A 22,626-nucleotide genomic window follows, 5' to 3' on the forward strand; every position below is an offset into this window, starting at 1 on the left:
GTTTGACTTGATTATTATGTGCAGACATATACCCTTCAATCAAGGAGGAGGCGACACCATGACAGATCTCACCCTTGCCAATGCGACCATCCTGCCACTCGGCGAAGATGCGCCGAGGCGGATCGAACGCGGCTGGCTCAGGATCGAGGGCGACCGCATCGCGGCGCTTGGCGACGGCCCCGCCCCCGAGGGCGGCCCGGTCGAGGATCTGGGCGGCCGCCTGGTCACGCCGGCGCTGGTCGATTGCCACACCCATCTGGTCTATGGCGGCAGCCGCGCCCGCGAATTCGAGATGCGGCTGGAAGGGGCCAGCTATGAAGAGATCGCCCGGGCGGGCGGCGGGATTCTCGCGACCGTCACCGCGACACGCGCCGCCTCCGAGGACGATCTGGTGGCCTCGGCCCTGCCCCGGCTGGATTGCCTGCTGGCCGAGGGCGCGGGCACGGTCGAGGTCAAGTCGGGCTACGGGCTGACCGTCGAGGACGAGCTGAAGATGCTGCGCGCGGCACGGCGGCTGGGCCGCGAGCGCCCGGTGCGTATCGTCACCAGCTGGCTCGCGGCCCATGCCCTGCCGCCCGAATACACGGGCCGCGCCGAGGCCTATATCGACGAGATCGCCATTGCCGGGCTGCGCGCCGCCCATGCCGAGGGGCTGGTCGACGCGGTCGACGGCTTCTGCGAGGGCATCGCCTTCTCGCCCGCACAAATGGCGCGGATCTTCGATGTCGCGGCCGAGCTGGGCCTGCCGGTCAAGCTGCATGCCGAGCAGCTGTCGCATCTGGGAGGCAGCCAGTTGGTGGCCGAACGCGGAGGGCTCTCGGCCGATCATGTCGAGCATGCCGATGCCGCCGATGCCGCGGCGCTCGCGCGCGCGGGCGCGGCCGCAGTGCTGCTGCCCGGCGCCTTCTATACGCTCCGCGAGACGCAGATGCCTCCCGTCGCCGCCTTCCGCGAGGCGGGCACCGCGATGGCGCTGGCGACCGACTGCAACCCCGGCACCTCGCCGCTGACCTCGCTTCTGCTGACCATGAACATGGCCGCGACGCTGTTCCGGCTGACCCCCGACGAATGCCTGCGCGGGGTCACGGCGAACGGCGCCCAGGCGCTGGGGCTTGCCGATTGCGGTCGGCTTGAGCCCGGGATGCGCGCCGATCTTGCCGTCTGGGACATCGCCGAACCCGCCGAACTGACCTACCGGATCGGCTTCAACCCGCTTCACGCCCGTTATTTTGAGGGACGCAAATGCTGACGCTGACGCCGGGCGAGGCCACGCTCGCCCAACTGGAAACGCTCTGGCGCGAGGGAACGCCCGCGCGGCTGGCCGAAACCACCGGCCCCGCCATCGCCGCCTCGGCCGCGCGCATCGCCGCCGCCGCCCAAGGCGATCAGGCGGTCTACGGGGTCAATACCGGCTTCGGCAAGCTTGCCTCGGTCCGCATTCCACCCGAGGACACTGCCACGCTGCAGCGCAACCTGATCCTGTCGCATTGCTGCGGCGTCGGCGCGCCTCTCGACATCGCGACCGCGCGGCTGGTGATGGCGCTGAAACTCCTGAGCCTCGGCCGCGGCGCCTCGGGCGTCCGCCCCGAGATCGTCGCGCTGATCGAGGCGATGCTCGAGGCGGGCGTGACCCCCGCGATCCCGGAACAGGGCTCGGTCGGGGCCTCGGGCGATCTGGCGCCGCTGGCGCATATGGCCGCCGTCATGATCGGCGCGGGCGAGGCCATCTATCAGGGCGAGACCCTGCCCGGGGCCGAGGCCCTGGCCCGTGCGGGGCTGACCCCCGTCACGCTGGGCGCCAAGGAGGGGCTCGCGCTCATCAACGGCACCCAGGTCTCGACCGCGCTCGCGCTGACCGGCTGGTTCCGCGCCATGGCGTGCCTGCGCGCCGCCATCGTCACCGGCGCGATGTCGACCGACGCGATCATGGGCTCTACCGCGCCGACCCGCGCCGAGATCCACACCCTGCGCGGCCATCGCGGCCAGATCGACGTCGCCGCCGCGATGCGGGGGCTGCTGAAGGGCAGCGAGATCCGCGAAAGCCACCGCGAGGACGATGCCCGGGTGCAGGACCCCTACTGCATCCGCTGCCAGCCGCAGGTGACGGGCGCGGCGCTCGATCTGCTGCGCTTTGCCGGGCAGACGCTCGAGACCGAGGCCAATGCGGTGACCGACAACCCGCTGGTGCTGTCGGACGGCTCGATCGTCTCGGGCGGCAACTTCCATGCCGAACCGGTGGCCTTCGCCGCCGACCAGATCGCGCTTGCCGTGGCCGAGATCGGCGCCATCGCCCAGCGCCGCGTCGCGCTGATGGTCGACCCCGCGCTCAGCTTCGGCCTGCCGCCCTTCCTGACGCCCGAACCCGGGCTGAACAGCGGGCTGATGATCGCCGAGGTCACCACCGCCGCGCTGATGAGCGAGAACAAGCATCTGGCCGCGCCCTGCTCGGTCGACAGCACGCCCACCAGCGCCAATCAGGAAGACCATGTCAGCATGGCCGCCCATGCTGCGCGCCGTCTGGGCGGCATGACCCGCAACCTTGCCGTGATCCTGGGCGTCGAGGCGCTTTGCGCGGGCCAGGGCATCGAGTTCCGCGCGCCGCTGGCAACCTCCGGGCCGCTGAAACGCGCGCTGGCCGCGATCCGTGCCGAGGTCGCGACGATGGGGGCGGACCGCTACCTCGCCCCCGACCTTGCCCGGGCGCAGGCGCTGATCGAAACCGGCAGCCTCGTCGCCGCCGCAGGACTGGAGATGCCCGCATGAGCCCCGTCGACGTGACCCGGGGCGACAGCCCTGTCATCCTCGGACTGCCCCATACCGGCACCCATGTACCTTCGGATATCCTTGCCCGGCTGAATGACCGGGGCCGTGAGCTGACCGATACCGACTGGCATGTGCATGAGCTTTACGACGGGCTCCTGCCCGGGGCGACAACGGTGCGCGCCACCTTCCACCGCTACGTGATCGACGCCAACCGCCCGCCCGAAGATGAAAGCCTCTATCCCGGGCAGAACACCACCGGTCTGGTGCCGCTGACCGATTTCGACGGCGAACCGATCTGGGAAACCGCCCCCGACGCGGCCGAGACCGCCCGGCGGCTGGTCGAGTTCCACGCCCCCTACCACGCCGCCCTTGCGGCAGAGATCGACCGCGTCCGCGCCCGCCATGGCGTCGCGATCCTCTATGACTGCCACTCGATCCGCTCGGTCATTCCCTATCTCTTCGAGGGCACCCTGCCCGATTTCAACATCGGCACCGCCAATGGCACGACCTGCGCGCCCGAGATCGCCGAAGCCGCCGCAGGCGTCTGCGCTGCGGCCGAGGGCTATACCCATGTGCAGAACGGCCGCTTCAAGGGCGGCTGGACCACGCGCCATTACGGGCAGCCAGAGGCCGGGGTGCACGCGATCCAGATGGAACTGGCGCAATCGACCCATCTGACCGCCGAGGCCGCGCCCTTCGCGCTCGACCCCGACAAGGCGGCGCGGCTGCGCCCGCATCTGGCCGGGATCCTTGCCCGGATCGAGGCGCTGGCGCCGGAGTTGGCCCTGTGAAGCCGCTGGAAGGCCTCCGCATCCTCGATCTGACCCGGGTCCTTGCAGGCCCCTTCGCGACCGCGATCCTTGCCGATCTGGGCGCCGAGGTGATCAAGATCGAGCCGCCCCGGGGGGACGAATACCGCCATATCGGCCCCTTCCGCGACGGCGAATCCGCGCTGTTCTCGCTGAGCAATCGCGGCAAGCACTCGGTCGTTCTGGACCTCAAGGCGCCCGAGGGGCAGGCCTTGGCGCGCCGGCTCGCCGCCGGTTGCGACGTGGTGGTCGAGAATTTCCGCCCCGGCGTCGCCGCAAGGCTGGGCCTCGGCGCCGATGATCTGCGCCGCGACAATCCCGGCCTCGTCCATTGTGCGATTTCGGGTTTCGGGCAATCGGGGCCCGCGGCGGATCTGCCCGCCTATGACATCGTCGTGCAGGCGATGTCGGGATGGATGGCCGCGACCGGCGAGGAAGGCGGCGCGCCCCTGAAGGTGGGCGAGGCGCTGGGCGATGTCGCGGCCGGGCTTTACGCCGTCATCGCGATCCTCGCGGCGCTGGTCGGCCGGGGCCGCAGCGGCAAGGGCGCGACGCTCGATGTCGCGATGCTCGATTGTCTGGTGGCGATGCTGCCGACGAGCCACGCGCTGCATCTTTACGCCAATGCCCCGGTGCCCCGCGTCGGCAACCGCCATCCGTTCTCGACCCCCTTCGGCGCCTTCCGTACCGCCGACGGCCATGTCGTCATCGCCGTGCTGAGCCCGCGCCAGTTCGCGGGGCTCTGTGCCGCGATCGGCCGGCCCGAAGCGGCCGAGGATTCGCGCTTTGCCACCGACGAACTGCGCACCGCGCATGAGCCCGAGATCCGCGCCATGATCGAGGCCTGGACCGGCCCCCGCCCCGCCGCCGAAGCTGTCGCGGCGCTGTCGGCCGCCAAGGTGCCTGCCGCGCCGATCCTGACGCTGGCCGATCAGCTCGGCTCGGATCATGCCGCGGCGCGCGGGCTGGTGAGCGAGCTGCCCCATCCCCGGCTGGGCAAGGCCCCGGTGGTGGGCCAGCCGGTCCGCTTCGACGGGCAGGCGCCGCTGGCCGGGACCGGCGCGCCCGCACTGGGCAGCGGCACCCGCGCGGTGCTGGAAGGGCTCGGGCTCGATCGGGACCAGATCGCGGGGCTCGTGGCCGCCGGAATTGTCAGGGAGTATGAGGATGCGTGAGTTCGACCATCTGCTGAGCGCCGAGGAATGCCAGTTCCTCGACATGCTGGAAAGGTTTGCCGCCGAGGTGCTGACCCCGCAGGCGGGCGAGACCGACCGCACGGGCACCTTCGTCCATGCCCAGCTGGCGACGCTGGCCGAGACCGGAATGATGGGCGCGAACCTGCCCGAGCGCTGGGGCGGCGCCGACATCTCGGCCCATGCCCTGTTCGAGGCGGTCGCGGCGGTCGCGGGCGGCTGCGGCTCGACGGTCTCGGCGCTGACCGCGCATTACCTCGCGACCGACAGCCTGCTGCTGGGCGGCGATGACGCGATCCGCGCGCGCTTCCTTCCGGCGGCGGCCGAGGGCCGGATGCTGGGCGCCTTCGGGCTGACCGAACCCAATGCCGGCTCGGACCCGGCCGACATGCGCACCCGCGCCACGCGGGACGGCGAGAGCTGGCATATCAAGGGCCGGAAGTGCTTCATCTCGAATGGCGGCGTTGCCGATTTCGTCGTCGTCTTCTGCGTGACCGACCCCGAGGCAGGCCATCGCGGCATCTCGGCCTTCGTGGTCGAGAAGGGCACGCCCGGACTGGTGCCCGGCCGGGTCGAGCAGACCATGGGGCTGAAGGGCGGCCATGTCTGGGAACTCGATCTCGACGTGACCGTGCCCGATGCCAACCGCGTCGGCCCCGAGGGCTCGGGCTTCAAGACCGCGATGAAGGTGCTCGACAACGGCCGGACCGAGGTCGCGGCCATGGCCGTCGGCATCGCCCGCGCGGCCCTCGCCGAGGCCCGCGACTGGGCGAAGACCCGCATCATCGGCGGCGAGCCGCTCGCCAGCCGGCAGGGCATCCAGTGGATGCTGGCCGACATGGCGACCGAGCTGTCGGCGGCCGAGCTTCTGGGCCATGAGGCAGCGCGGCAGCGGCAGGCGGGGCTGCGCTTCACCACCGCCGCCTCGAAGGCCAAGCTCTACGCCTCCGAGGCCGCCGGCCGGATCGCCGATACCGCGCTCCAGATCCATGGCGGCTATGGCTTCACCCACGATTTCCCGCTCGAACGTCATGCCCGCGACCTGCGCATCATGCGCATCTACGAGGGCTCGTCCGAAATTCAGCGCAACATCATTGCCGGCCGTCTTCTGGCCTGAGCTTCCGAAAGGACCCGATCCATGACCAATCCGCGCCACAATACCCGCGACATCTTCCCGCCGACGGGGCCCGAGATCACCGCGAAGAGCTGGCAGACCGAGGCCCCGATGCGGATGTTGATGAACAACCTGCATCCCGACGTGGCCGAGAACCCGCATGAGCTGGTGGTCTATGGCGGCATCGGCCGCGCCGCGCGCACCTGGCAGGATTTCGACCTGATGGTCGAGACCCTGAAATCGCTCGAGGACGACCAGACCCTGCTGGTGCAGTCGGGCAAGCCCGTGGGCGTCTTCCGCACCCATCGCGACGCCCCGCGCGTGCTGATCGCCAACTCGAACCTCGTGCCGCACTGGGCCACCTGGGAGCATTTCAACGAGCTCGACCGCAAGGGGCTGGCGATGTACGGCCAGATGACGGCCGGGTCCTGGATCTATATCGGCGCGCAGGGCATCGTGCAGGGCACCTACGAGACCTTCGCCGAGGCCGGGCGCCAGCATTATGACGGCAATCTCAGGGGCAAATGGATCCTGACCGGCGGTCTTGGCGGCATGGGCGGCGCGCAGCCTCTGGCCGCGGTGATGGCGGGGGCCTGCTGTCTGGCGGTCGAATGCGACGAGGATCATGCCGATTTCCGCATCCGCACCCGCTATTGCGACGAGAAGACCCATAGCCTTGACGAGGCGCTGGCGATGATCGGGCGCTGGACCGAAGCGGGCGAGGCCAAGTCGGTCGCACTGATCGGCAATGCCGCCGATGTCTTCCCCGAGATCCTGCGCCGGATGCAGGCGGGCGAGGCGCTGCCGAACGGCCGACCCGACATCGTCACCGACCAGACCTCGGCCCATGACCCGTTCCACGGCTATCTGCCCAAGGGCTGGACCGTGGCAGAGTGGCGCGCCAGGCAGGAGAGCGACCCGAAGGGAGTCGCCAAGGCCGCGCGGGCCAGCATGAAGGAGCATGTCGCCGCGATGGTGGGATTCTGGAACGCGGGCATCCCGACCCTCGATTACGGCAACAACATCCGCCAGATGGCGCTGGAAGAAGGGCTCGAGGATGCCTTCGCCTTCCCGGGCTTCGTGCCGGCCTATATCCGCCCGCTCTTCTGCCGCGGCGTGGGGCCGTTCCGCTGGGCGGCGCTGTCGGGCGATCCCGAGGACATCTACAAGACCGACGCCAAGATGAAGGAGTTGTTCCCGGAAAATGCCGGGCTGCATCGCTGGCTCGACATGGCGCGCGAGCGGATCGCCTTCCAGGGCCTGCCCGCGCGGATCATGTGGATCGGGCTTGGCGACCGCCACCGGGCGGGGCTCGCGATCAACGAGATGGTGCGCAACGGCGAGCTGAAGGCGCCGATCGTGATCGGCCGCGACCATCTGGACAGCGGCTCGGTCGCCTCGCCCAACCGCGAGACCGAGGCGATGAAGGACGGCTCGGACGCGGTCAGCGACTGGCCGCTCCTGAACGCGCTGCTCAATACCGCCTCGGGCGCGACCTGGGTGTCGCTGCATCATGGCGGTGGGGTCGGCATGGGGTTCAGCCAGCACGCGGGCATGGTGATCTGCTGCGATGGCACGGAAGAGGCCGACCGCAGGCTTGAACGCGTGCTCTGGAACGACCCGGCGACCGGCGTCATGCGCCATGCCGATGCGGGCTACGAGATCGCGCTCGACTGCGCGCGCGAGCACGGGCTGACCCTGCCGGGCATCCTGAAATGAGGCAGATCCGCCGCAGCGATCTGACGCCCGCGCCCTGGAAGAACGGGGGCGGGCTGACCTGGGAACTGGCCGCCTTCCCCGAAGGCGCGGGCTTTCCGGACATGCTGTGGCGGATGAGCCTGGCCGAGGTCGCCTCTGACGGCCCGTTCTCGGCCTTTCCCGGGATCGACCGCACCCTGACGGTGCTGTCCGGGCAGGGCATGGTCCTTGATTTCGGCGGAGGCAGCGTGACGCTGGGCGAAGACTCGGGCCCGCTGTCCTTCCCGGGCGAGGCACCGGTGACGGCCCGGCTGGGCGCCGGACCGATCCTCGATTTCAACGTGATGACCCGGCGCGGCCGGGCCGCGCATGCGGTTATTGCCGTTTCGGCAGGCGTTCCCGCCCCGCCGGACACGCGGGCGTTGATCGCACGGCAAAAGGCCGTGACGGTCGCCGGTTTTGCCCTTGCACCCGGCGAGGCGCTCATGTCCGATCCGGGCCGGGACCTGGGCGGCACTGCCGGAGACGGGCCGATGCTTGCCATCTGCCTGCGCATGACGCCATGAACCGCCCGGTGCCGGCTTTTCCGGCGCCGGGCCAGACCTTTCCGGCGCCCTCGGGGCGGGACGCCGGCCAACGCGACCAGCCCCGCCAACAGGAGAGAATCATGACGCTTCGTCTTTCGCTGAAATCCGCCCTTTTCGGGCTCAGCGCCCTGGCTCTGACCGCGTCGGGCGCGCTGGCCGACCAGCTGTCCGACATCAAGGCCGCGGGCAAGATCGTCGCCGCGACCGAGATGCACTATGCCCCCTTCGACATGCTGGAGAAGGGCGAATATGTCGGCTTCGACCGCGACCTCTTCGACGAGATCGCCAAGGAACTGGGCGTCACCCCCGAATATCAGGACCTGCCCTGGACCTCGATCCTGCCGGGCCTCGAGGTCAACAAGTTCGATTTCGTGCTGGCCCCGGTGACGATGACCGCCGAGCGCGCCGAACGCTATGCCTTCACCCTGCCGATCTCGGATTCGACCGTGGCCTTCGTGCAGCGCACCGGCGGCGACATGACCGCGCCCGAAGACGCCAAGGGCAAGACCGTGGGCGTGCAGAAGGGCACCGCCCAACAGGCCCAGCTTGAGGCCTATGGCGAAAAGATCGGCGGCATCAAGATCAAGGAATACGGCACCCCCGACGAGGCCTATGCCGACCTTATGACCGGCCGTCTCGACGCAGTGGCGGGCTCGGCGCCGCTTCTGGACTATATGGCCAAGTCCCGTCCGGAACAGTTCTCGGTCGTCAAGCCGCCCTTCGGCAAGCCCACCTATTTCGCCTGGGTCGCGCGCAAGGGCGAGGGCGACAGCCTCGTCGCCGCGGTCAACGAGGCGCTGATCAAGATCCAGGATGACGGCCGCATGGCCGCGCTGCAGGAGAAATGGTTCGGCGCCGCGACCGAGCTGCCGCAGGAAATGCCCGAGCTCTGAGGCGCACCGCGTCTGACGCGACCGATGCGGGCCGGATCGCTTCCGGCCCGCCCACAAGCCAGGGAGCGGGCCGTCCGTGTTTTCCTTTCAGACCATCGTCGAGAACCTGCCGACGCTTTTGGGCGCCGCGCGTTACACGCTGCTGATATCGGTCCTGGGCTGTGCACAGGGGCTGATCCTCGGCGCGCTGCTTTGCGCGGCGGCGCTGTCGAAACGGACCGCGCTGCGCCGGGCCGCCGGGCTTTACGTCAGCTTCTTTCGCGGCGTGCCGCTGCTGATCCAGCTTCTGGTGGCCTATTACCTGCTGCCGGTCGTGGGCATCAACGTGCCGCCGCTGGCCGCCGCCGTGCTGACCGTCGGGCTGTGCGCCGCCGCTTACCTCTCCGAGGTGCTGCGCGGGTCCATCAACGCGATCCCGAAAGGCCAGGCCGAAGCCGCGCTGGCCATCGGAATGACGCCCCGCGATCTCTGGGTCCGGGTCTTGCTGCCGCAGGCGCTGAAGATCGGCCTGCCCGCCATCGTCAACGAGCTGATCCTGCTTGTGAAGGCCAGTTCGCTGGTGACCGTCGTCGGCATCGTCGAGATCACCCGGATGAGCCAGTCGATCGCCTCCTCGACCTATCGATACCTCGAAATCTACCTCGCCGCCGCCTTCCTCTATCTCGCGATCAACCTGGTGATCGCCGCGGCCGGGCGGCTTCTGGAACGGAGGCTGACGGTCTGATGCTGGAGATGCTGCACCGCTACGGCCCCGACCTGCTGACCGGCTTCGGGCTGACGCTTCTGACCTGGGTGCTGGGCACCGCGGGCGGGCTCGTGCTTGGGTTCCTGCTGGAAATGGCCCGGCGCTTCGGACCCCGGTTCTGGGTCGGCTGGCCGATCCGGGCCTATGTCGAATTCATCCGCGGCACGCCCTTCCTCGTCCAGCTTTTCGTGCTGTACTACGGCGGACCGCTGATCGGACTGAGGCTCGACGCGCTGCCCGCGGGCGTGCTGGGCCTGTCGCTTTACGGCGCCGCCTATTTCACCGAGATCCTGCGCGCGGGCTTCGATGCGGTCCCGAAGGGGCAGATCGAGGCGGCCCGCGCCATCGGCCTGCCCGGGCGCACCATCGTCTGGCGCATCATGCTGCCGGTGATGATGGTCTCGGCCCTGCCCGCGCTGGTGAATTTCGCGATCATCCTGACCAAGGAAACCGTCATCCTGTCGATGATCACCGTGCCCGAGATCATGTTCCAGACCCAGACGATGATGAGCGAGACCTTCGAATTCGTCCTGCCGATCCTGATCCTCGCGCTGTTCTTCTGGGGCTTCGTCGAGGTGATTTCGCGGTTCGGCCGCCGCCTCGAACGCCGCTTCACCCACTATCTTCTCGAAGAAAGCTGACCGATGTCCCTCGAGCCCACCGCCCCTGCTTCCGCGCATCTGCGGAATGTCGACAAGTTCTATGGCGACTTCCAGGCGCTGAAGAACGTCACGCTCGACATCCCGCCCGGCAAGGTGACCTGCCTGATCGGGCCGTCCGGGTCGGGCAAGTCGACGCTGCTGCGCTGCATCAACTTCCTTGAGGAATATGACAGCGGCGAGGTCCGCATCGACGACCGGCTGATCGGCTACGAGACCCCGGGCGGGCGGCGGATGTCCGGGCGGCGGCTGCGCGAGATGCGGCGCGACATCGGCATGGTGTTCCAGCAGTTCAACCTCTGGCCGCACATGACCGCTTTGCAGAACGTGGCCGAGGGGCTGGAACGGGTGCGCGGGCTGAAGCGCGCCGAGGCGACCGCGCGCGCGCGCGAGGCGCTGGCCAAGGTCGGGCTGGCCGACAAGGAGGCCAACCATCCCAGCCGCCTGTCGGGCGGCCAGCAGCAGCGCGTGGCCATCGCCCGCGCCATCGCCATGCAGCCCCGGATCATGCTGTTCGACGAGCCGACCAGCGCGCTCGACCCGGAACTGGTGGGCGAGGTGCTGGCGGTGATGAAACAGCTTGCTGCCGAGGGCATGACCATGGTCGTCGTCACCCACGAGATGGGCTTTGCTGCCCATGTCGCGGACCGGGTAGTGTTCATGGAACGGGGCGAGCTGGTCGCCGCCGGCGCCCCGCGCGAGATTTTCCAGAACCCCGCCGATCAGCGGCTTGCCAGCTTCCTGCAGGGCTACCGCGAACGCAACTCGCTGGAGTTCTAGACCGCGCGGCGCGCGACCCACGGGCCTTGCCTGTGGATCGTGCGACCGTTCCCGATCTCAGAGAAACTCAAGCTGCGTGTCGAGCATGTGGTCGAGGGCGTGGGCGCTGACGCCAAGGAAGAAGATCCCGTTGCCCGCGCCCAGATCGAGATAGCTGCCGACCGGCGTGCCGGTGATCCGCGCGGCCAGATCGGTGGCGTCGAAATCGCCGAGCCCGTTGATCCCCTGCTGGATGTGCAGCCGGTCGGACATGCCGAAATCGGCGATGGTGTCGACCCCGGAGGCGCCGCGAAACTCGAACACATCGGCCCCCGGCCCCCCGATCAGCAGATCGCACCCGGCGCCGCCGTTCAGCCGGTCGTTGCCGGACCCGCCCGACAGCTTGTCGTCGCCTCGCCCGCCATGGATCCAGTCATTGCCGGCCCCGCCATAGATCTGGTCGTCGCCACGCCCGAAGTCGTCGCTCGCGGCCACGAAATCGTCGCCCGCGCCCAGCATCACCACGTCGTCGCCTGCGCCCGGATCGACCCAGTCATTGCCGGACCCGGCCATGATATGATCGTTGCCGTTGCCGCCATAAATCACGTCGCGGCCGGCGCCACCATCGATCTCGTCATCGCCGTTGCCGGCCTCGATCCGGTCCTCGCCCGCGCCGCCCTCGAGCGTGTCGTCGCCGAGATTGCCCCTGAGCGTGTCGCGCCCGTCGCCGCCCGCCAGCCGGTCGTTGCCATTGTCGCCGGTCAGCCAGTCGTCACCCGCGCCGCCCACCAACAAGTCGTCGCCGTCCCAGCCGCGCAGCACGTCGTTGCCCGCGTCGCCGTAAAGCCGGTCATCGCCATAAGAGCTGTCCAGCGTGTCGTTGCCCGCGCCCCCGAAAAGCACATCGCCCGCGGCAAGCTTGCCCGTGCGGAAGGCGGCCCAGTCGCTTTGGCCGGGGGCAAGCTGCGATCCGTAGCGGGTGTCGAGCACGTCGTCGCCGTCGCCGCCGCTCAGCAGGTTGGCCCCGGCCCCGCCGACCAGAAGATCGTTGCCCCCGCCGCCGAACAGCACGTCATTGCCGTCGCCGCCATAAAGCACGTCATCGTCGTCGCCGCCCGCCAGGGTGTCGTCGCCGCCCATGCCGCAGATCCGGTCGCGATCGCCATTGCCGAACAGGACATCGGCGCCCCAGCCACCGGTGATCGTGTCATCGCCGTCGTTCATCCAGGCAAAGTACGCCGGAAAATAGGCGTTGGGGATCACGAGGAAATTGTTGGGCCCGTCGTAGCCCACGCTGAATGCCCCGGTTTCGGCAAGCTGGACCGGCGCTGCGGGCAAGGAGCGACCGATAGCGCGGAATTCGGCCGCAAGCTCGGCCAGAAGATAGGGATAGTCCTTGTCGGAGCGGAAATATGCCATGGTTTGCCCTTGGGCCCGAATGTTGCGCGAAGAGGCCCCCGCCCCCGCCGGCGCCCCGGGCGGCAGATTTGGTCAACATTCCTTGCCAGCCGGTTAAACCCGATGCCGCGACACGGTCCTGAATGCGGCGAATTCTTGAACACCTCGACCGAAGCGGGTCCCTGCGGCGCCCGAACAGTGTCGGAACGACGCCCGGAGCGTGCCCGGAGCATGCCCGGAGCATGTCGGTGCGCCCCACGTCCGCCCCGGTCCGCAGGACCGGCCCCGCCACGATCCGCAGGCCCCGGACAGCTGCTGCCCGGCAGTCGGTCCCGGCGAAACGGCAGGGCCCCGGGGGCCGACAGCCCGTCAGTCGCCGGCGTCCTCGCCAGTGCCGCCCTGGGGACGCGGGCGGCGCATCGGCGGATCGGTCTGCGGCTTGCCCGACCAGGGCTGCGGATATTCCAGCCAGCGCTGGATGAAACCCCAGGACTGCCGGTAGCCGTCATGGGGCAGCGTGCAGGCCGAACAGTCCTTGCGCGTCAGCCCGTTGGCATCGGTGTAGACCTGATACGGCCCGGGACACTCGTAGGCGATCAGCGGGCAGTAGCAGAACAGGCAGTTGAATTCGCGCTCGACGCCCGGATGGCAGGGCAGGAACGGGCATTGGGTATTGGTGAAGCCCTTGAAGGCCTCGTTCGAGGTCAGGTCCTTGGGTTGCACGGCGCAACTCCTTCCGGTCGGCACCCCTGGCCGGGCCCGCCCCGGGCCGGTCAGGGACAAGGTGAAGGCCGCGCCCCATGTCGCAGGCAAAACGCGGCCACTGGCCCCGAGGGCATCGGCGGGCCGACAGGCAAGGGGCGCATGACAGATGCGCCCGGCCTCCGGACCCGCCGCCCGGGGGGCGGTTCGGCGCGCTGGCAGGTCTCCTGGCTTGCGGGTCTCGGCCGATCCGCCCGCCTTCCCGGCCGGGCGCATGCCGGGGCCGGTGGCGGTTCGGGGCGGGGGCTCGCCGCTGACAGTTGCGGGGGCAGCGCCGGACTTGCACCGGCTTCCCTTTTCACTCCCTCGCGGGAGCACCAGAACGCCTCTCATCAATGGGGACCGCGCCCGCCGCTGTCAATGCATCGCCCAAGGGGCGGCCGCGCGCCGAGGCCCTTGCCAGCGCCCCCGGCGCGGCGCTATCCCGTGACGATGAGGTCCTTTTCCCCAGACGCCAGATGACCCCGCGCGAGGGCTTCACGCTTGGCTATGCGACCGTGCCGCCCGGCACCCGCCGCACGGTGGACCTGCCGGTGTCGGTGCTGTCGGACCATACCCCCGTCACCATGTCGGCCCATGTCGTGCATGGCCGCCGCCCCGGCCCCGCGATGTTCGTGACCGCGGGCGTGCATGGCGACGAGGTGATCGGGGTCGAGATCGTCCGGCGGCTTCTGAGCCTGCCCGCGCTCGGGGCGCTGCGCGGCACGCTGATCGCCATTCCCATCGTCAATGCCTTCGGCTTTCTCAACCTGTCGCGCTACCTGCCCGACCGGCGCGACCTCAACCGCTGCTTTCCCGGGTCGTCGGGCGGCTCGATGGCCTCGCGGCTGGCGCATCTTCTGGTCGACGAGGTGGTCGCGCGCTGCGAAATCGGCATCGACCTGCATTCGGCCGCGGTGCATCGCACGAACCTGCCGCAGGTCCGCGTGGTGCCGGACGATCCCGAGCTGACCCGGCTGGCCCGGGTTTTCGCGGCGCCGGTGGTGCTGACCTCTGCGGCGCGGCATGGCTCGCTGCGCGAGACGGCGGCGCGGATGGGCGTGCAGATCCTGCTGTATGAGGGCGGCGAGGGGCTGCGCTTCGACGAGGTCGCGGTCCGGGCCGGTCTGTCGGGCGTGCTGCGGGTGATGTTCGACCGGGGCATGATCCCAGCCAAGGGCGTGCCGAAGGCGCGGCGCGCGCCGCTGGACTGCCGGGTGTCGCGCTGGCTCAGGGCGCCGCAGGGCGGCTTGCTGCGCACCTACCGGTCCGAAGGCGACGTCGTCGAGGCGGGCGAGCTGCTGGCGGTGGTCTCGGACCCGTTCGGCGAGATCGAGGCCGAGATCCGCGCCGCCGAACCCGGCATCATCGTCGGCCGCGCCATCCTGCCGGTGGTGAACGAGGGCAATGCGGTCTTTCACCTGGCCGCGATCGCGGCTGCCGACCGGGCCGAAGACCGGATCGGCACCTGGGCCAGCGAGGTCGCGGCCGAGCCGCTGTTTGACGAGGACGAGATCCTCTAGTCCGACGGCATCGGGCCGTCAGGCCGCCTGCCGGCTTCGCGCCGCGGCCTCGAGCGCCGGATAGCGCAGCCCCAGCGTGACGCCGCGCGCGACATAGGACAGCAAAAGCGCGAGCCACAGCCCGTGATTGCCAAAAAGCGGCAACAGCAGGGCTACGGCGGCGGCATAGATCGCGGCCGAGATCACCATCATGTTGCGCATGTCCGCGGTCCGGGTGGCGCCGATGAAGATGCCGTCAAGCATCCAGGCGCCGATGCCTGCGACGGGGACGGCCACCATATAGGGCAGGAACACCCGCGCCTCGGCCCGGACCTCGGGCGCGGTGGTCATCAGATCGACGATGGCGCCGCCCCATCCGGCGAAGATCGCGGCCAGAACCACGACCGACAGCAGGCCCCAGAGGCTGGTCAGCACCGCGCTTCGGCGCAGCGCCAGCACCGATGCCGCGCCCATCGCCTGGCCGACCAGCGACTCGGCGGCAAAGGCGAACCCGTCCAGCGCATAGGAGGTGATGTTCAGAAACTGCAGCAGCACCTGGTTGGCCGCCAGCGACACGTCGCCAAAGCCCGCCCCGAGGAAGAGGAAGGACAGCACGATCCCCTGCAGCAGCAGCGACCGGATCAGGATGTCGCTATTCACCCCGGCGATATGGCGCAGCCGCGCCCGGTCGAACACCCGCGCCCAGGCCCGCCAGGCGGTGCCGCGAAACGCGTCTCGGCAGAACCAGAGCCCCAGCGCCAAGCCCGACCATTCGGCCAGGAAAGTCGCCAGTGCAACGCCCGGCACTCCCCAGCCCAGCGTCAGCACGAAAAGCAGGTCGAGCCCGACGTTGAGCCCGTTCATCCAGAGCTGGATCGCCAGAACCGCGCGGGTGCGTTCCTGCCCGATCAGCCAGCCATTGATGCCGTAAAGCGCGATGGTGGCCGGGGCCGACCAGATCCGGATCGCCATATACTGGCGGGCCATGTCCTCGACCTCGGCGCTGGCGGGGGCGAGGCCCAGCGCGGCGGCGATCAGCGGCATCTGCAAGGCCATCAGGGCAAGTCCCGCGACCAGCCCGATCATCAGCGCGCGCGACAGCATCGCGGCCACCTCGGCCGCATCGCCCGCGCCCCGCGCCTGGGCAGTCAGTCCGGTCGTGCCCATGCGCAGAAAGCCGAACACCCAGTAGACCGAGGCCAGCGCCACCGCGCCCACGCCGACCGCGCCGATCGGGGCCGCCGCGCCGATCTGGCCGACCACGGCGGTATCGACCGCACCGAGGATCGGAACGGTCAGGTTCGACAGCACGATGGGCAGCGCGATGGCCAGCACCCGGCGATGGCCGAGATCCGCGATCGCGTCCCGGTCCGGGCGCAGCACCGCCTCAGTCATCGCGCGGCGGCATCAGGAAATGGCCGGTCGCCTGCGCAAAAATCCGGGCGCGGTTGTCCTGCCAGGCCTCGACAAGGACGCTGGCATAACGCCGCCCCGACCGGTTGACGCGGGCCCTCGCATAGGCGTCGCGCGGCAGGCCGGGCCGCAGGTAATCGACGGTGAAGTCGATGGTCTTTGGCAGCCGCGGCAGGGTTTCGGGGGTCAGCGTCGCGGCATCGAGGATCCCGCGTTCGAGATCGTCCCAGATCATCGCCCAGGACAGCCCGACAATGGCCGTGACCTCCAGAAAGGCGGCGGTCGCGCCGCCATGGAGCGCTGGCAGTTCGGGATTGCCGATCAGGGCCTCATGAAACCCCAGAACGCCGGTCAGCTCGTCGCCGCGCCGGTCGAACGAGATCCCGAGGAAACGCGCATAGGGCAGCCCGTCGACCAGCGCCGACAGCGCGGCGTCGCGCCGCTGCTTGACGATCTGAACGGGTTCGGGCGCGGCGCGCCTCATTCGGCGCCTCCATCGGCGGTGAAGGTGCCGGTCGCAGTCGCCACCGGATGGCCGCGGTCGTCATCGGTCGCGGTCGCCCGCACGAAGGCCACCGAGCGGGTCACATGATAGCATTCCGCCCGCGCCACCAGCCGCTGACCCGGGGTCGCGGCGCGCATGTAGTCGATCCGCAGCGAAATCGTCGCCGTCTGCGCCGGCCCTTCGGGATGGCTGAGAACGGCAGTGCCGCCGCAGGTGTCCAGAAGCGCCGAAACCGCGCCGCCGTGGATCACCCCGTTGCGCGGGTCGCCCACCAGGCGCGAATCGTAGGGCATCGACAGTTCGGCCCGGCCGTCGCCCAGCTGATCGACCCGCATCGACAGCGCATGGGCATGGGGGATCTGCTCGATGAACCGCCGCGCCACATCCGCCTTTGCCCCTGCCGCCATATCTTCGGTGGCATCCCGCGCCCCTTCGGGCGCCGCGTCCGAGCCGGTGTCGCTCACCTCTGTCTCCCTCTGGTCATCGCCCCGGTTATTGGGTCTGCCCCCCTGCCCTGCAAGTGTAAAAATCCGCGGGCTGTCGCTAATTGGCGACACCCGTCCGGCACGGGGACCGCAGGGTGGACAGCCCGCCCCGGATTGCCCGCGTTTTCTGGGACTTCGCCGTCCTTCTGCCGCTATTTCGGGCAGAGATGAGACCCATCCGCAGCCCGGCAGGATGTCACTCGTTCCGGTTTTCGGAACCTTCGGAAGCGACCTGCCGCTACGGAACCACCATTTTTGCCGGTGCGTCAAAAAACAAGCCTTATGAAGCATATAACCGAATTGATCCGCCCCCCGGATTTGCCTTAGCTAGTAGCACGGAAGTGGCTGGTAGTTTTAGGCGATGGCGGACGAACGTCTGAATTTCAAGGAGATGTGCGCCCGGTTCGATGTGACCCCGCGCACGTTGCGGTACTACGAATACATCGAACTGCTGAGCCCCACCAAGGACGGACGCGCCCGCTTCTATGGTCCTCGGGAAGTGGCCCGCATGACTCTGATCCTCCGGGCACGCCGCTTCGGTTTCAGCCTCGAGGAAATCCGGCAATGGCTGCTGATCTATGACGAGAAAGGCAGCGCGGCGCAGATGGCCGCTCTGGTCCAGATGGCCGACCGCCAGCTCGGAGTCCTCAGGGAACAGCGCGACCAGCTCGACAGCTCGATCGAAGAGCTGCGGACCCTGCGCGACGCCGCATCCGCCGGCAAGATCTGACCCGTCTTCCCATCTCGACATTTCGCGACGCAGCGTTACGTTTACGTAAACGTCAGCGGGCCTTGTCTTGCCGTCCGAAAGGGCGCAGGTCTGAGGTCTGAGTGACGTATCCGGACGACCAATGACCGACGAGTTAATGACTATTCGCCAGATGTGCGATGCTTTCGAAGTGACCGCGCGTACCTTGCGGTTCTACGAGTCCAAGGAGTTGATCTCCCCCCTGCGCGAGGGCCAGCGGCGGCTTTACGGCCGGCGCGACCGGGCCAGGCTCAAGCTGATACTGCGCGGCAAGCGTTTCGGCTTCAGCCTCGAGGAGATCCGGCAGATGCTGGACCTTTACGATCTTGACGACGGACAGGAGACACAATTCCGCCGCACCTGCGAGCTGGCCCGGGAACGGCTGGCGGTCATGGAACGGCAGCGTCTGGAACTGGACGACGCCATTGCAGAACTGAGAGGCCAGATCTCCTGGGGAGAGAGGAAGCTGGCCGATTTCGACAAGAGGAAACCCGCCGCCGAGTAACCGATGCGGTTGGGATGACGTTCAAGGGAGGAACGCATGCCGATCTACACCCCACCGACCGAGGACATGCAGTATCTGCTGCATGACGTGCTGAAGATCAGCGCGTCCGACATCCCCGGTTATGCCGAGCTTGACCCTGATTTCACCGGGGCGATCCTGGGCGAGGCCGGCAAGCTCGCCGCCGAAGTGCTGGCGCCGCTGAACGCGACCGGCGACGCCGAGGGCTGCCACTGGGACAATGGCGTCGTGCGCACGCCCAAGGGCTTCAAGGACGCCTACGACCAGATCTGCGCGGGCGGCTGGATCGGGCTCGACATGCCCGAAGAGGTCGGCGGCCAGAACATGCCCTACCTGATCAATTCGGCGGTCGGCGAGTTGTTCGTTTCGGCCAACATGGCCTTCAACATGTATCAGGGGCTGAGCCACGGCGCGATGTCGGCGATCCTCGCGCATGGGTCGGACCAGCAGAAGGCAACCTATGTGCCCAAGATGGTCGCGGGCACCTGGTCGGGCACGATGAACCTGACCGAGCCGCAATGCGGCACCGATCTGGGCCTGATCCGCACCAGGGCCGAGCCGCAGGGCGACGGCAGCTATGCGATCACCGGCACCAAGATCTGGATCTCGGCGGGCGAACACGACCTGACCGAGAACATCGTCCATCTGGTGCTGGCGCGCATCCCCGGCGGACCCGAGGGCATCAAGGGCATCTCGCTCTTCATCGTGCCGAAATTCCTGCCCGACGAGGACGGCAATCCGGGCCGGCGCAACGCCCTGATGTGCGGCGGGCTGGAACACAAGATGGGCATCCATGCCAACGCCACCTGCGTGATGAACTACGACGGCGCGACCGGCTTCCTCGTCGGCGAGGAACACAAGGGCATGCGCGCCATGTTCACCATGATGAACGAGGCCCGGCTGGGCGTGGGCCTGCAGGGCTATGCGCAAGGGGCGGTCGCGTATCAAAACGCGCTGGCCTTCGCGCAGGAGCGGCTGCAGGGCCGGGCGCTGGGCGATCCATCGAACCCCGAAGGCCCGGCCGACCCGATCCTCGTGCACCCCGACGTGCGGCGCAATCTGATGGATCAGAAAAGCTTCGTCGAGGGCGCCCGGGCGCTGACCTTCTGGGGCGCGCAGATGATCGACCGCGCCCACCGGATGCAGGACCCTGACGCCGAGGCGATGATCTCGCTGCTGACCCCTGTCATCAAGGGCTTCCTGACCGACAAGGGGTTCGAGACGACGGTTCTGGCGCAGCAGACCTATGGCGGCACCGGTTTCACCCGCGCCGCGGGCGCCGAACAGTTCGTGCGCGATGCCAGGATCACCATGATCTACGAAGGCACCAACGGGGTGCAGTCGCTGGATCTGGTCGGCCGCAAGATCGGGCAGAATGGCGGCAAGGCGCTGATGGCCTTCTTCGACATGGTCAAGAGCTTCGCCAAGGCGCACGAAGCCGACGAGGCGCTGAAAGAGGGCTTCCTCGATCCGCTGAAGACGGCCTCGAAGGACCTGCAGGCGGCGGCGATGTATTTCATGGCCGAAGGCATGAAATCCCCGGCCAACGCGCTCGCGGGAAGCTACGACTTCATGCATCTCTTCGGCCATGTCTGCCTTGGGCTGATGTGGTCGAAGATGGCCGTGGCCTCGCAGGCGGCACTGGCCGCGGGCGACGGTCCCCGCGCCTTCCACGAGGCGAAGCTGGCGACCGGGCGCTATTACATGGCGCGGCAACTGCCCGCCACGGCGCTGCACCTCGCGCGCATCCGCAGCGGGGCAGAGCCGGTCATGGCGCTCGACGCGGCGAACTTCTAGGGGGTGCGGCCCTTCGGGGCCGTCCCCTCCCGCATCATCGGACACGGATCATCGGATCACGGACATGCAGACGCGTCTTTGCCCGCGCCTTCCCGTCCTGCCCTGCCCGGACGACGACTGCCGGGTGGCAGGCGATGCGTCATGGGTATTTTCACCAAGAAGAAAATGCAGGGTCAGCCCCCCATCCCCGCGGCGCCCCCGGGCGGTCCCGGGGGGAAGGCGCGGGATGGAGGGCCTTCTCCTTGGGCGGTCATCGGCTCCCCAGCCTGTACCGCGCGCCCAGACTGCCCGAAGCCTCCCTAACGTGGGGTTATCCATAACGGCGTTTCGGGCTTCTTCTTGGAAAAAATACCCATGGCCCGACAGGACAAGCAGGCGCGGCGCACGGTCGGCCCGCCCCCGCAAGACAGGAAGGACGCGCGAGAAATGACGATCAAGCTCTACTGCTTCGGGGAAAGCGGCAATGCCTACAAGGCTGCCCTGACCCTGACCCTCGCCGAGCTCGACTGGACACCTGTCTATGTCGATTTCTTCAATGGCGGCGCGCGAAGCCCAGAGTTTCTGGCCCTGAACCCGATGGGCGAGGTGCCCGTCATGGTGGCAGGCGATCTGGTTCTCAGCCAGTCGGGCGTGATGCAGACCTGGGTCACCGAAACCACCGGCCGGTTCGGCGGGCGCGATGCGGCCGAGGCGCGCGAGGTGCTGCGCTGGATGTTCTGGGACAATCACAAGATGTCGGGGCAGGCCGGAAGCCTGCGCTTCATGATGAACTTCCTGCCCGAGGAGAAACGCCCGCAAGAGGCGATCCGCTGGTTGTCCGGCCGGGTGACGGCGTCGTTGCAGACGCTCGAGCGGGTCTTGCAGGACCGCGACTGGCTGGTGGGCGACGGCCCGACCACCGCCGATTTCGCCTGCTGCGGCTATCTCTTCTACCCCGAGCCCTTCGGCTTCGACCGCCGGGCCCTGCCCGCCATCGACGCCTGGCTTGGCCGGATCGAGGCCCTTCCCGGCTGGAAACACCCCTATGACATGATGCCCGGCTCGCCTGCCGACCGGGCCTGAAAGTTTGACGAGGAGGACATATGACAGACGCTTTCATCTACGACGCCGTCCGCACCCCGCGGGGCAAAGGCCGCAAGGACGGCAGCCTGCACGAAGTGACCTCGCTGCGGCTGTCGGCGGTGGTCCTGGACGCGCTGAAAGACCGGAACGGGCTCGAGGGCCATGCGGTCGAAGACGTGATCTGGGGCAACGCGACCCAGGTCGGCGAACAGGGCGGCTGCCTTGCGCGCAGCGCGGTGCTGGCCTCGGGGCTCGATGAATCGATCCCGGGGTTGTCGATCAACCGCTTCTGCGCCAGCGGGCTCGAGGCGGTGAACCTTGCCGCGAACCAGGTGCAGGGTGGCGCGGGCCAGGCCTATATCGCGGGCGGGGTCGAGATGATGGGCCGGGTCGCCATGGGCAGCGACGGGGCCGCCATCGCCGTCGACCCGAGCCTGGCGATGAAGACCTATTTCGTCCCGCAAGGCATCTCGGCCGACATCATCGCGACCGAATATGGATTCTCGCGCGACGATGTCGACGGGCTGGCCGTCGAAAGCCAGAGGCGCGCGGCGCGGTCCTGGGAGGAGGACCGCTTTGCCCGCTCGATCGTGCCGGTGAAGGACGTGAACGGGCTGACCATCCTCGGGCGCGACGAATACATGCGCCCGGGCTCCGACATGCAGACGTTGGGTGCGCTGAAACCCTCGTTCAAGGACATGGGCGAAATGATGCCGGGCTTCGATCAGCTGGCGCTGATGAAATACCCGCATCTTGAACGGATCGACCATGTCCATCATGCGGGCAACTCCTCGGGCATCGTCGACGGGGCGGCGGGCATCCTGATCGGCAGCGCCGAGTTCGGTCAGGCGCACGGGCTGAAACCCCGGGCGCGGATCCGGGCCACCTGCAAGATCGGCACCGATCCGACCATCATGCTGACCGGCCCCGTGCCCGCGACGCAGAAGATCCTCAAGGATGCGGGCATGCAGATTTCCGACATCGACCTGTTCGAAGTGAACGAGGCCTTCGCGGCCGTCGTGCTGCGTTTCATGCAGGCCTTCGATGTGGACCCGAGCGTGGTGAACCCCTGCGGCGGGGCCATCGCGCTGGGTCACCCGCTGGGCGCGACCGGGTCGATCATCCTCGGCACGCTGCTCGACGAGCTCGAGCGGACCGGCAAGGGCACCGGGCTGGCGACGCTTTGCGTGGCCTCCGGCATGGGTGCTGCAACCATCATCGAACGGGTCTGA

The 22,626-nt window shown here is 68.5% G+C and carries 22 protein-coding genes and 1 riboswitch; of the genes, 17 read left to right on the forward strand and 5 right to left on the reverse strand.

Annotation, left to right across the window (positions count from 1 at the left end):
- Window positions 1-58: 58 nt before the first annotated feature.
- The 11 genes from hutI to BYZ73_RS16965 all read left to right on the forward strand — a co-directional run bounded on the left by hutI (window position 59) and on the right by BYZ73_RS16965 (window position 11,241).
- On the forward strand, window positions 59-1,249 hold the full coding sequence (gene hutI, locus BYZ73_RS16915) for an imidazolonepropionase (protein ID WP_112316852.1): 1,191 nt from the start codon (window positions 59-61) through the stop codon (window positions 1,247-1,249).
- Window positions 1,243-2,763, forward strand: coding sequence for a histidine ammonia-lyase (gene hutH / locus BYZ73_RS16920; RefSeq protein WP_112316853.1), 1,521 nt, complete (start codon window positions 1,243-1,245; stop codon window positions 2,761-2,763). Before hutI ends, hutH begins: the two co-directional genes overlap by 7 nt.
- A complete protein-coding gene (gene hutG / locus BYZ73_RS16925) occupies window positions 2,760-3,554 on the forward strand; it encodes an N-formylglutamate deformylase (protein ID WP_112316854.1) in 795 nt (264 codons plus the stop codon). The genes hutH and hutG overlap by 4 nt, the downstream gene beginning before the upstream one ends.
- A complete protein-coding gene (locus tag BYZ73_RS16930; protein WP_112316855.1) occupies window positions 3,551-4,747 on the forward strand; it encodes a CaiB/BaiF CoA transferase family protein in 1,197 nt (398 codons plus the stop codon). The genes hutG and BYZ73_RS16930 overlap by 4 nt, the downstream gene beginning before the upstream one ends.
- On the forward strand, window positions 4,740-5,882 hold the full coding sequence (locus BYZ73_RS16935; RefSeq protein WP_112316856.1) for an acyl-CoA dehydrogenase family protein: 1,143 nt from the start codon (window positions 4,740-4,742) through the stop codon (window positions 5,880-5,882). The genes BYZ73_RS16930 and BYZ73_RS16935 overlap by 8 nt, the downstream gene beginning before the upstream one ends.
- A 21-nt stretch (window positions 5,883-5,903) precedes the next feature.
- Window positions 5,904-7,598 (forward strand): urocanate hydratase, encoded by a 1,695-nt coding sequence (hutU, locus tag BYZ73_RS16940; RefSeq protein WP_112316857.1) that lies wholly within the window; start codon window positions 5,904-5,906, stop codon window positions 7,596-7,598.
- Entirely contained in the window at window positions 7,595-8,143 is a 549-nt protein-coding gene (locus tag BYZ73_RS16945; RefSeq protein WP_108027130.1) for a HutD/Ves family protein, read from the forward strand. Before hutU ends, BYZ73_RS16945 begins: the two co-directional genes overlap by 4 nt.
- Before the next feature lie 101 nt (window positions 8,144-8,244).
- Complete coding sequence (locus BYZ73_RS16950; protein WP_108027132.1) at window positions 8,245-9,057, forward strand: transporter substrate-binding domain-containing protein; 813 nt, start codon at window positions 8,245-8,247, stop codon at window positions 9,055-9,057.
- 76 nt (window positions 9,058-9,133) lie between these two features.
- Window positions 9,134-9,781 (forward strand): amino acid ABC transporter permease, encoded by a 648-nt coding sequence (locus BYZ73_RS16955; RefSeq protein ID WP_108027134.1) that lies wholly within the window; start codon window positions 9,134-9,136, stop codon window positions 9,779-9,781.
- Window positions 9,781-10,443, forward strand: a complete 663-nt coding sequence (locus BYZ73_RS16960; protein WP_245943204.1) for an amino acid ABC transporter permease — start codon at window positions 9,781-9,783, stop codon at window positions 10,441-10,443. The genes BYZ73_RS16955 and BYZ73_RS16960 overlap by 1 nt, the downstream gene beginning before the upstream one ends.
- A gap of 3 nt (window positions 10,444-10,446) precedes the next feature.
- Window positions 10,447-11,241, forward strand: coding sequence for an amino acid ABC transporter ATP-binding protein (locus BYZ73_RS16965; protein WP_112316858.1), 795 nt, complete (start codon window positions 10,447-10,449; stop codon window positions 11,239-11,241).
- A 57-nt stretch (window positions 11,242-11,298) separates the two neighbouring features.
- Here BYZ73_RS16965 and BYZ73_RS24025 read toward each other — a convergent pair whose 3' ends face one another.
- Together BYZ73_RS24025 and BYZ73_RS16975 are read right to left on the reverse strand one after the other, a co-directional pair.
- The gene (locus tag BYZ73_RS24025; RefSeq protein WP_112316859.1) at window positions 11,299-12,639 is read right to left on the reverse strand and encodes a calcium-binding protein; all 1,341 of its coding nucleotides are present in this window, start codon (window positions 12,637-12,639) and stop codon (window positions 11,299-11,301) included.
- Window positions 12,640-12,987: 348 nt separating this feature from the next.
- Window positions 12,988-13,341: a cysteine-rich small domain-containing protein gene (locus BYZ73_RS16975; protein WP_112316860.1), complete on the reverse strand. Its 354-nt coding sequence runs from the start codon at window positions 13,339-13,341 to the stop codon at window positions 12,988-12,990.
- A gap of 179 nt (window positions 13,342-13,520) precedes the next feature.
- A riboswitch (cobalamin riboswitch) is annotated at window positions 13,521-13,717 on the reverse strand.
- A gap of 121 nt (window positions 13,718-13,838) precedes the next feature.
- On the opposite strand from BYZ73_RS16975, the gene BYZ73_RS16980 reads away from it, so the two are divergent.
- The gene (locus BYZ73_RS16980) at window positions 13,839-14,882 is read left to right on the forward strand and encodes a succinylglutamate desuccinylase/aspartoacylase family protein (protein ID WP_112316885.1); all 1,044 of its coding nucleotides are present in this window, start codon (window positions 13,839-13,841) and stop codon (window positions 14,880-14,882) included.
- Between the two features lie 18 nt (window positions 14,883-14,900).
- Here BYZ73_RS16980 and BYZ73_RS16985 read toward each other — a convergent pair whose 3' ends face one another.
- The 3 genes from BYZ73_RS16985 to BYZ73_RS16995 are packed head-to-tail and all read right to left on the reverse strand — an operon-like array spanning window position 14,901 to window position 17,186.
- Window positions 14,901-16,256 (reverse strand): MATE family efflux transporter, encoded by a 1,356-nt coding sequence (locus tag BYZ73_RS16985; RefSeq protein WP_112316861.1) that lies wholly within the window; start codon window positions 16,254-16,256, stop codon window positions 14,901-14,903.
- A complete protein-coding gene (locus BYZ73_RS16990) occupies window positions 16,249-16,758 on the reverse strand; it encodes a PaaI family thioesterase (protein ID WP_112316862.1) in 510 nt (169 codons plus the stop codon). The genes BYZ73_RS16985 and BYZ73_RS16990 overlap by 8 nt, the downstream gene beginning before the upstream one ends.
- On the reverse strand, window positions 16,755-17,186 hold the full coding sequence (locus tag BYZ73_RS16995) for a PaaI family thioesterase (protein WP_108027318.1): 432 nt from the start codon (window positions 17,184-17,186) through the stop codon (window positions 16,755-16,757). Before BYZ73_RS16995 ends, BYZ73_RS16990 begins: the two co-directional genes overlap by 4 nt.
- Window positions 17,187-17,625: 439 nt before the next feature.
- Between BYZ73_RS16995 and BYZ73_RS17000 the strand changes: the two genes are divergently transcribed.
- The 5 genes from BYZ73_RS17000 (at window position 17,626) to BYZ73_RS17020 (ending at window position 22,626) form a co-directional block, all read left to right on the forward strand.
- The gene (locus tag BYZ73_RS17000; RefSeq protein ID WP_108027147.1) at window positions 17,626-17,994 is read left to right on the forward strand and encodes a MerR family transcriptional regulator; all 369 of its coding nucleotides are present in this window, start codon (window positions 17,626-17,628) and stop codon (window positions 17,992-17,994) included.
- 121 nt (window positions 17,995-18,115) lie between these two features.
- Window positions 18,116-18,517, forward strand: coding sequence for a MerR family transcriptional regulator (locus BYZ73_RS17005; protein ID WP_112316863.1), 402 nt, complete (start codon window positions 18,116-18,118; stop codon window positions 18,515-18,517).
- A gap of 36 nt (window positions 18,518-18,553) precedes the next feature.
- Window positions 18,554-20,332: an acyl-CoA dehydrogenase C-terminal domain-containing protein gene (locus BYZ73_RS17010; protein WP_112316864.1), complete on the forward strand. Its 1,779-nt coding sequence runs from the start codon at window positions 18,554-18,556 to the stop codon at window positions 20,330-20,332.
- Between the two features lie 426 nt (window positions 20,333-20,758).
- Entirely contained in the window at window positions 20,759-21,394 is a 636-nt protein-coding gene (locus tag BYZ73_RS17015; protein WP_112316865.1) for a glutathione S-transferase family protein, read from the forward strand.
- Between the two features lie 20 nt (window positions 21,395-21,414).
- A complete protein-coding gene (locus BYZ73_RS17020; protein ID WP_112316866.1) occupies window positions 21,415-22,626 on the forward strand; it encodes an acetyl-CoA C-acetyltransferase in 1,212 nt (403 codons plus the stop codon).

This window comes from Rhodovulum viride, from assembly GCF_003265965.1.
GTDB lineage: Bacteria > Pseudomonadota > Alphaproteobacteria > Rhodobacterales > Rhodobacteraceae > Rhodovulum > Rhodovulum kholense.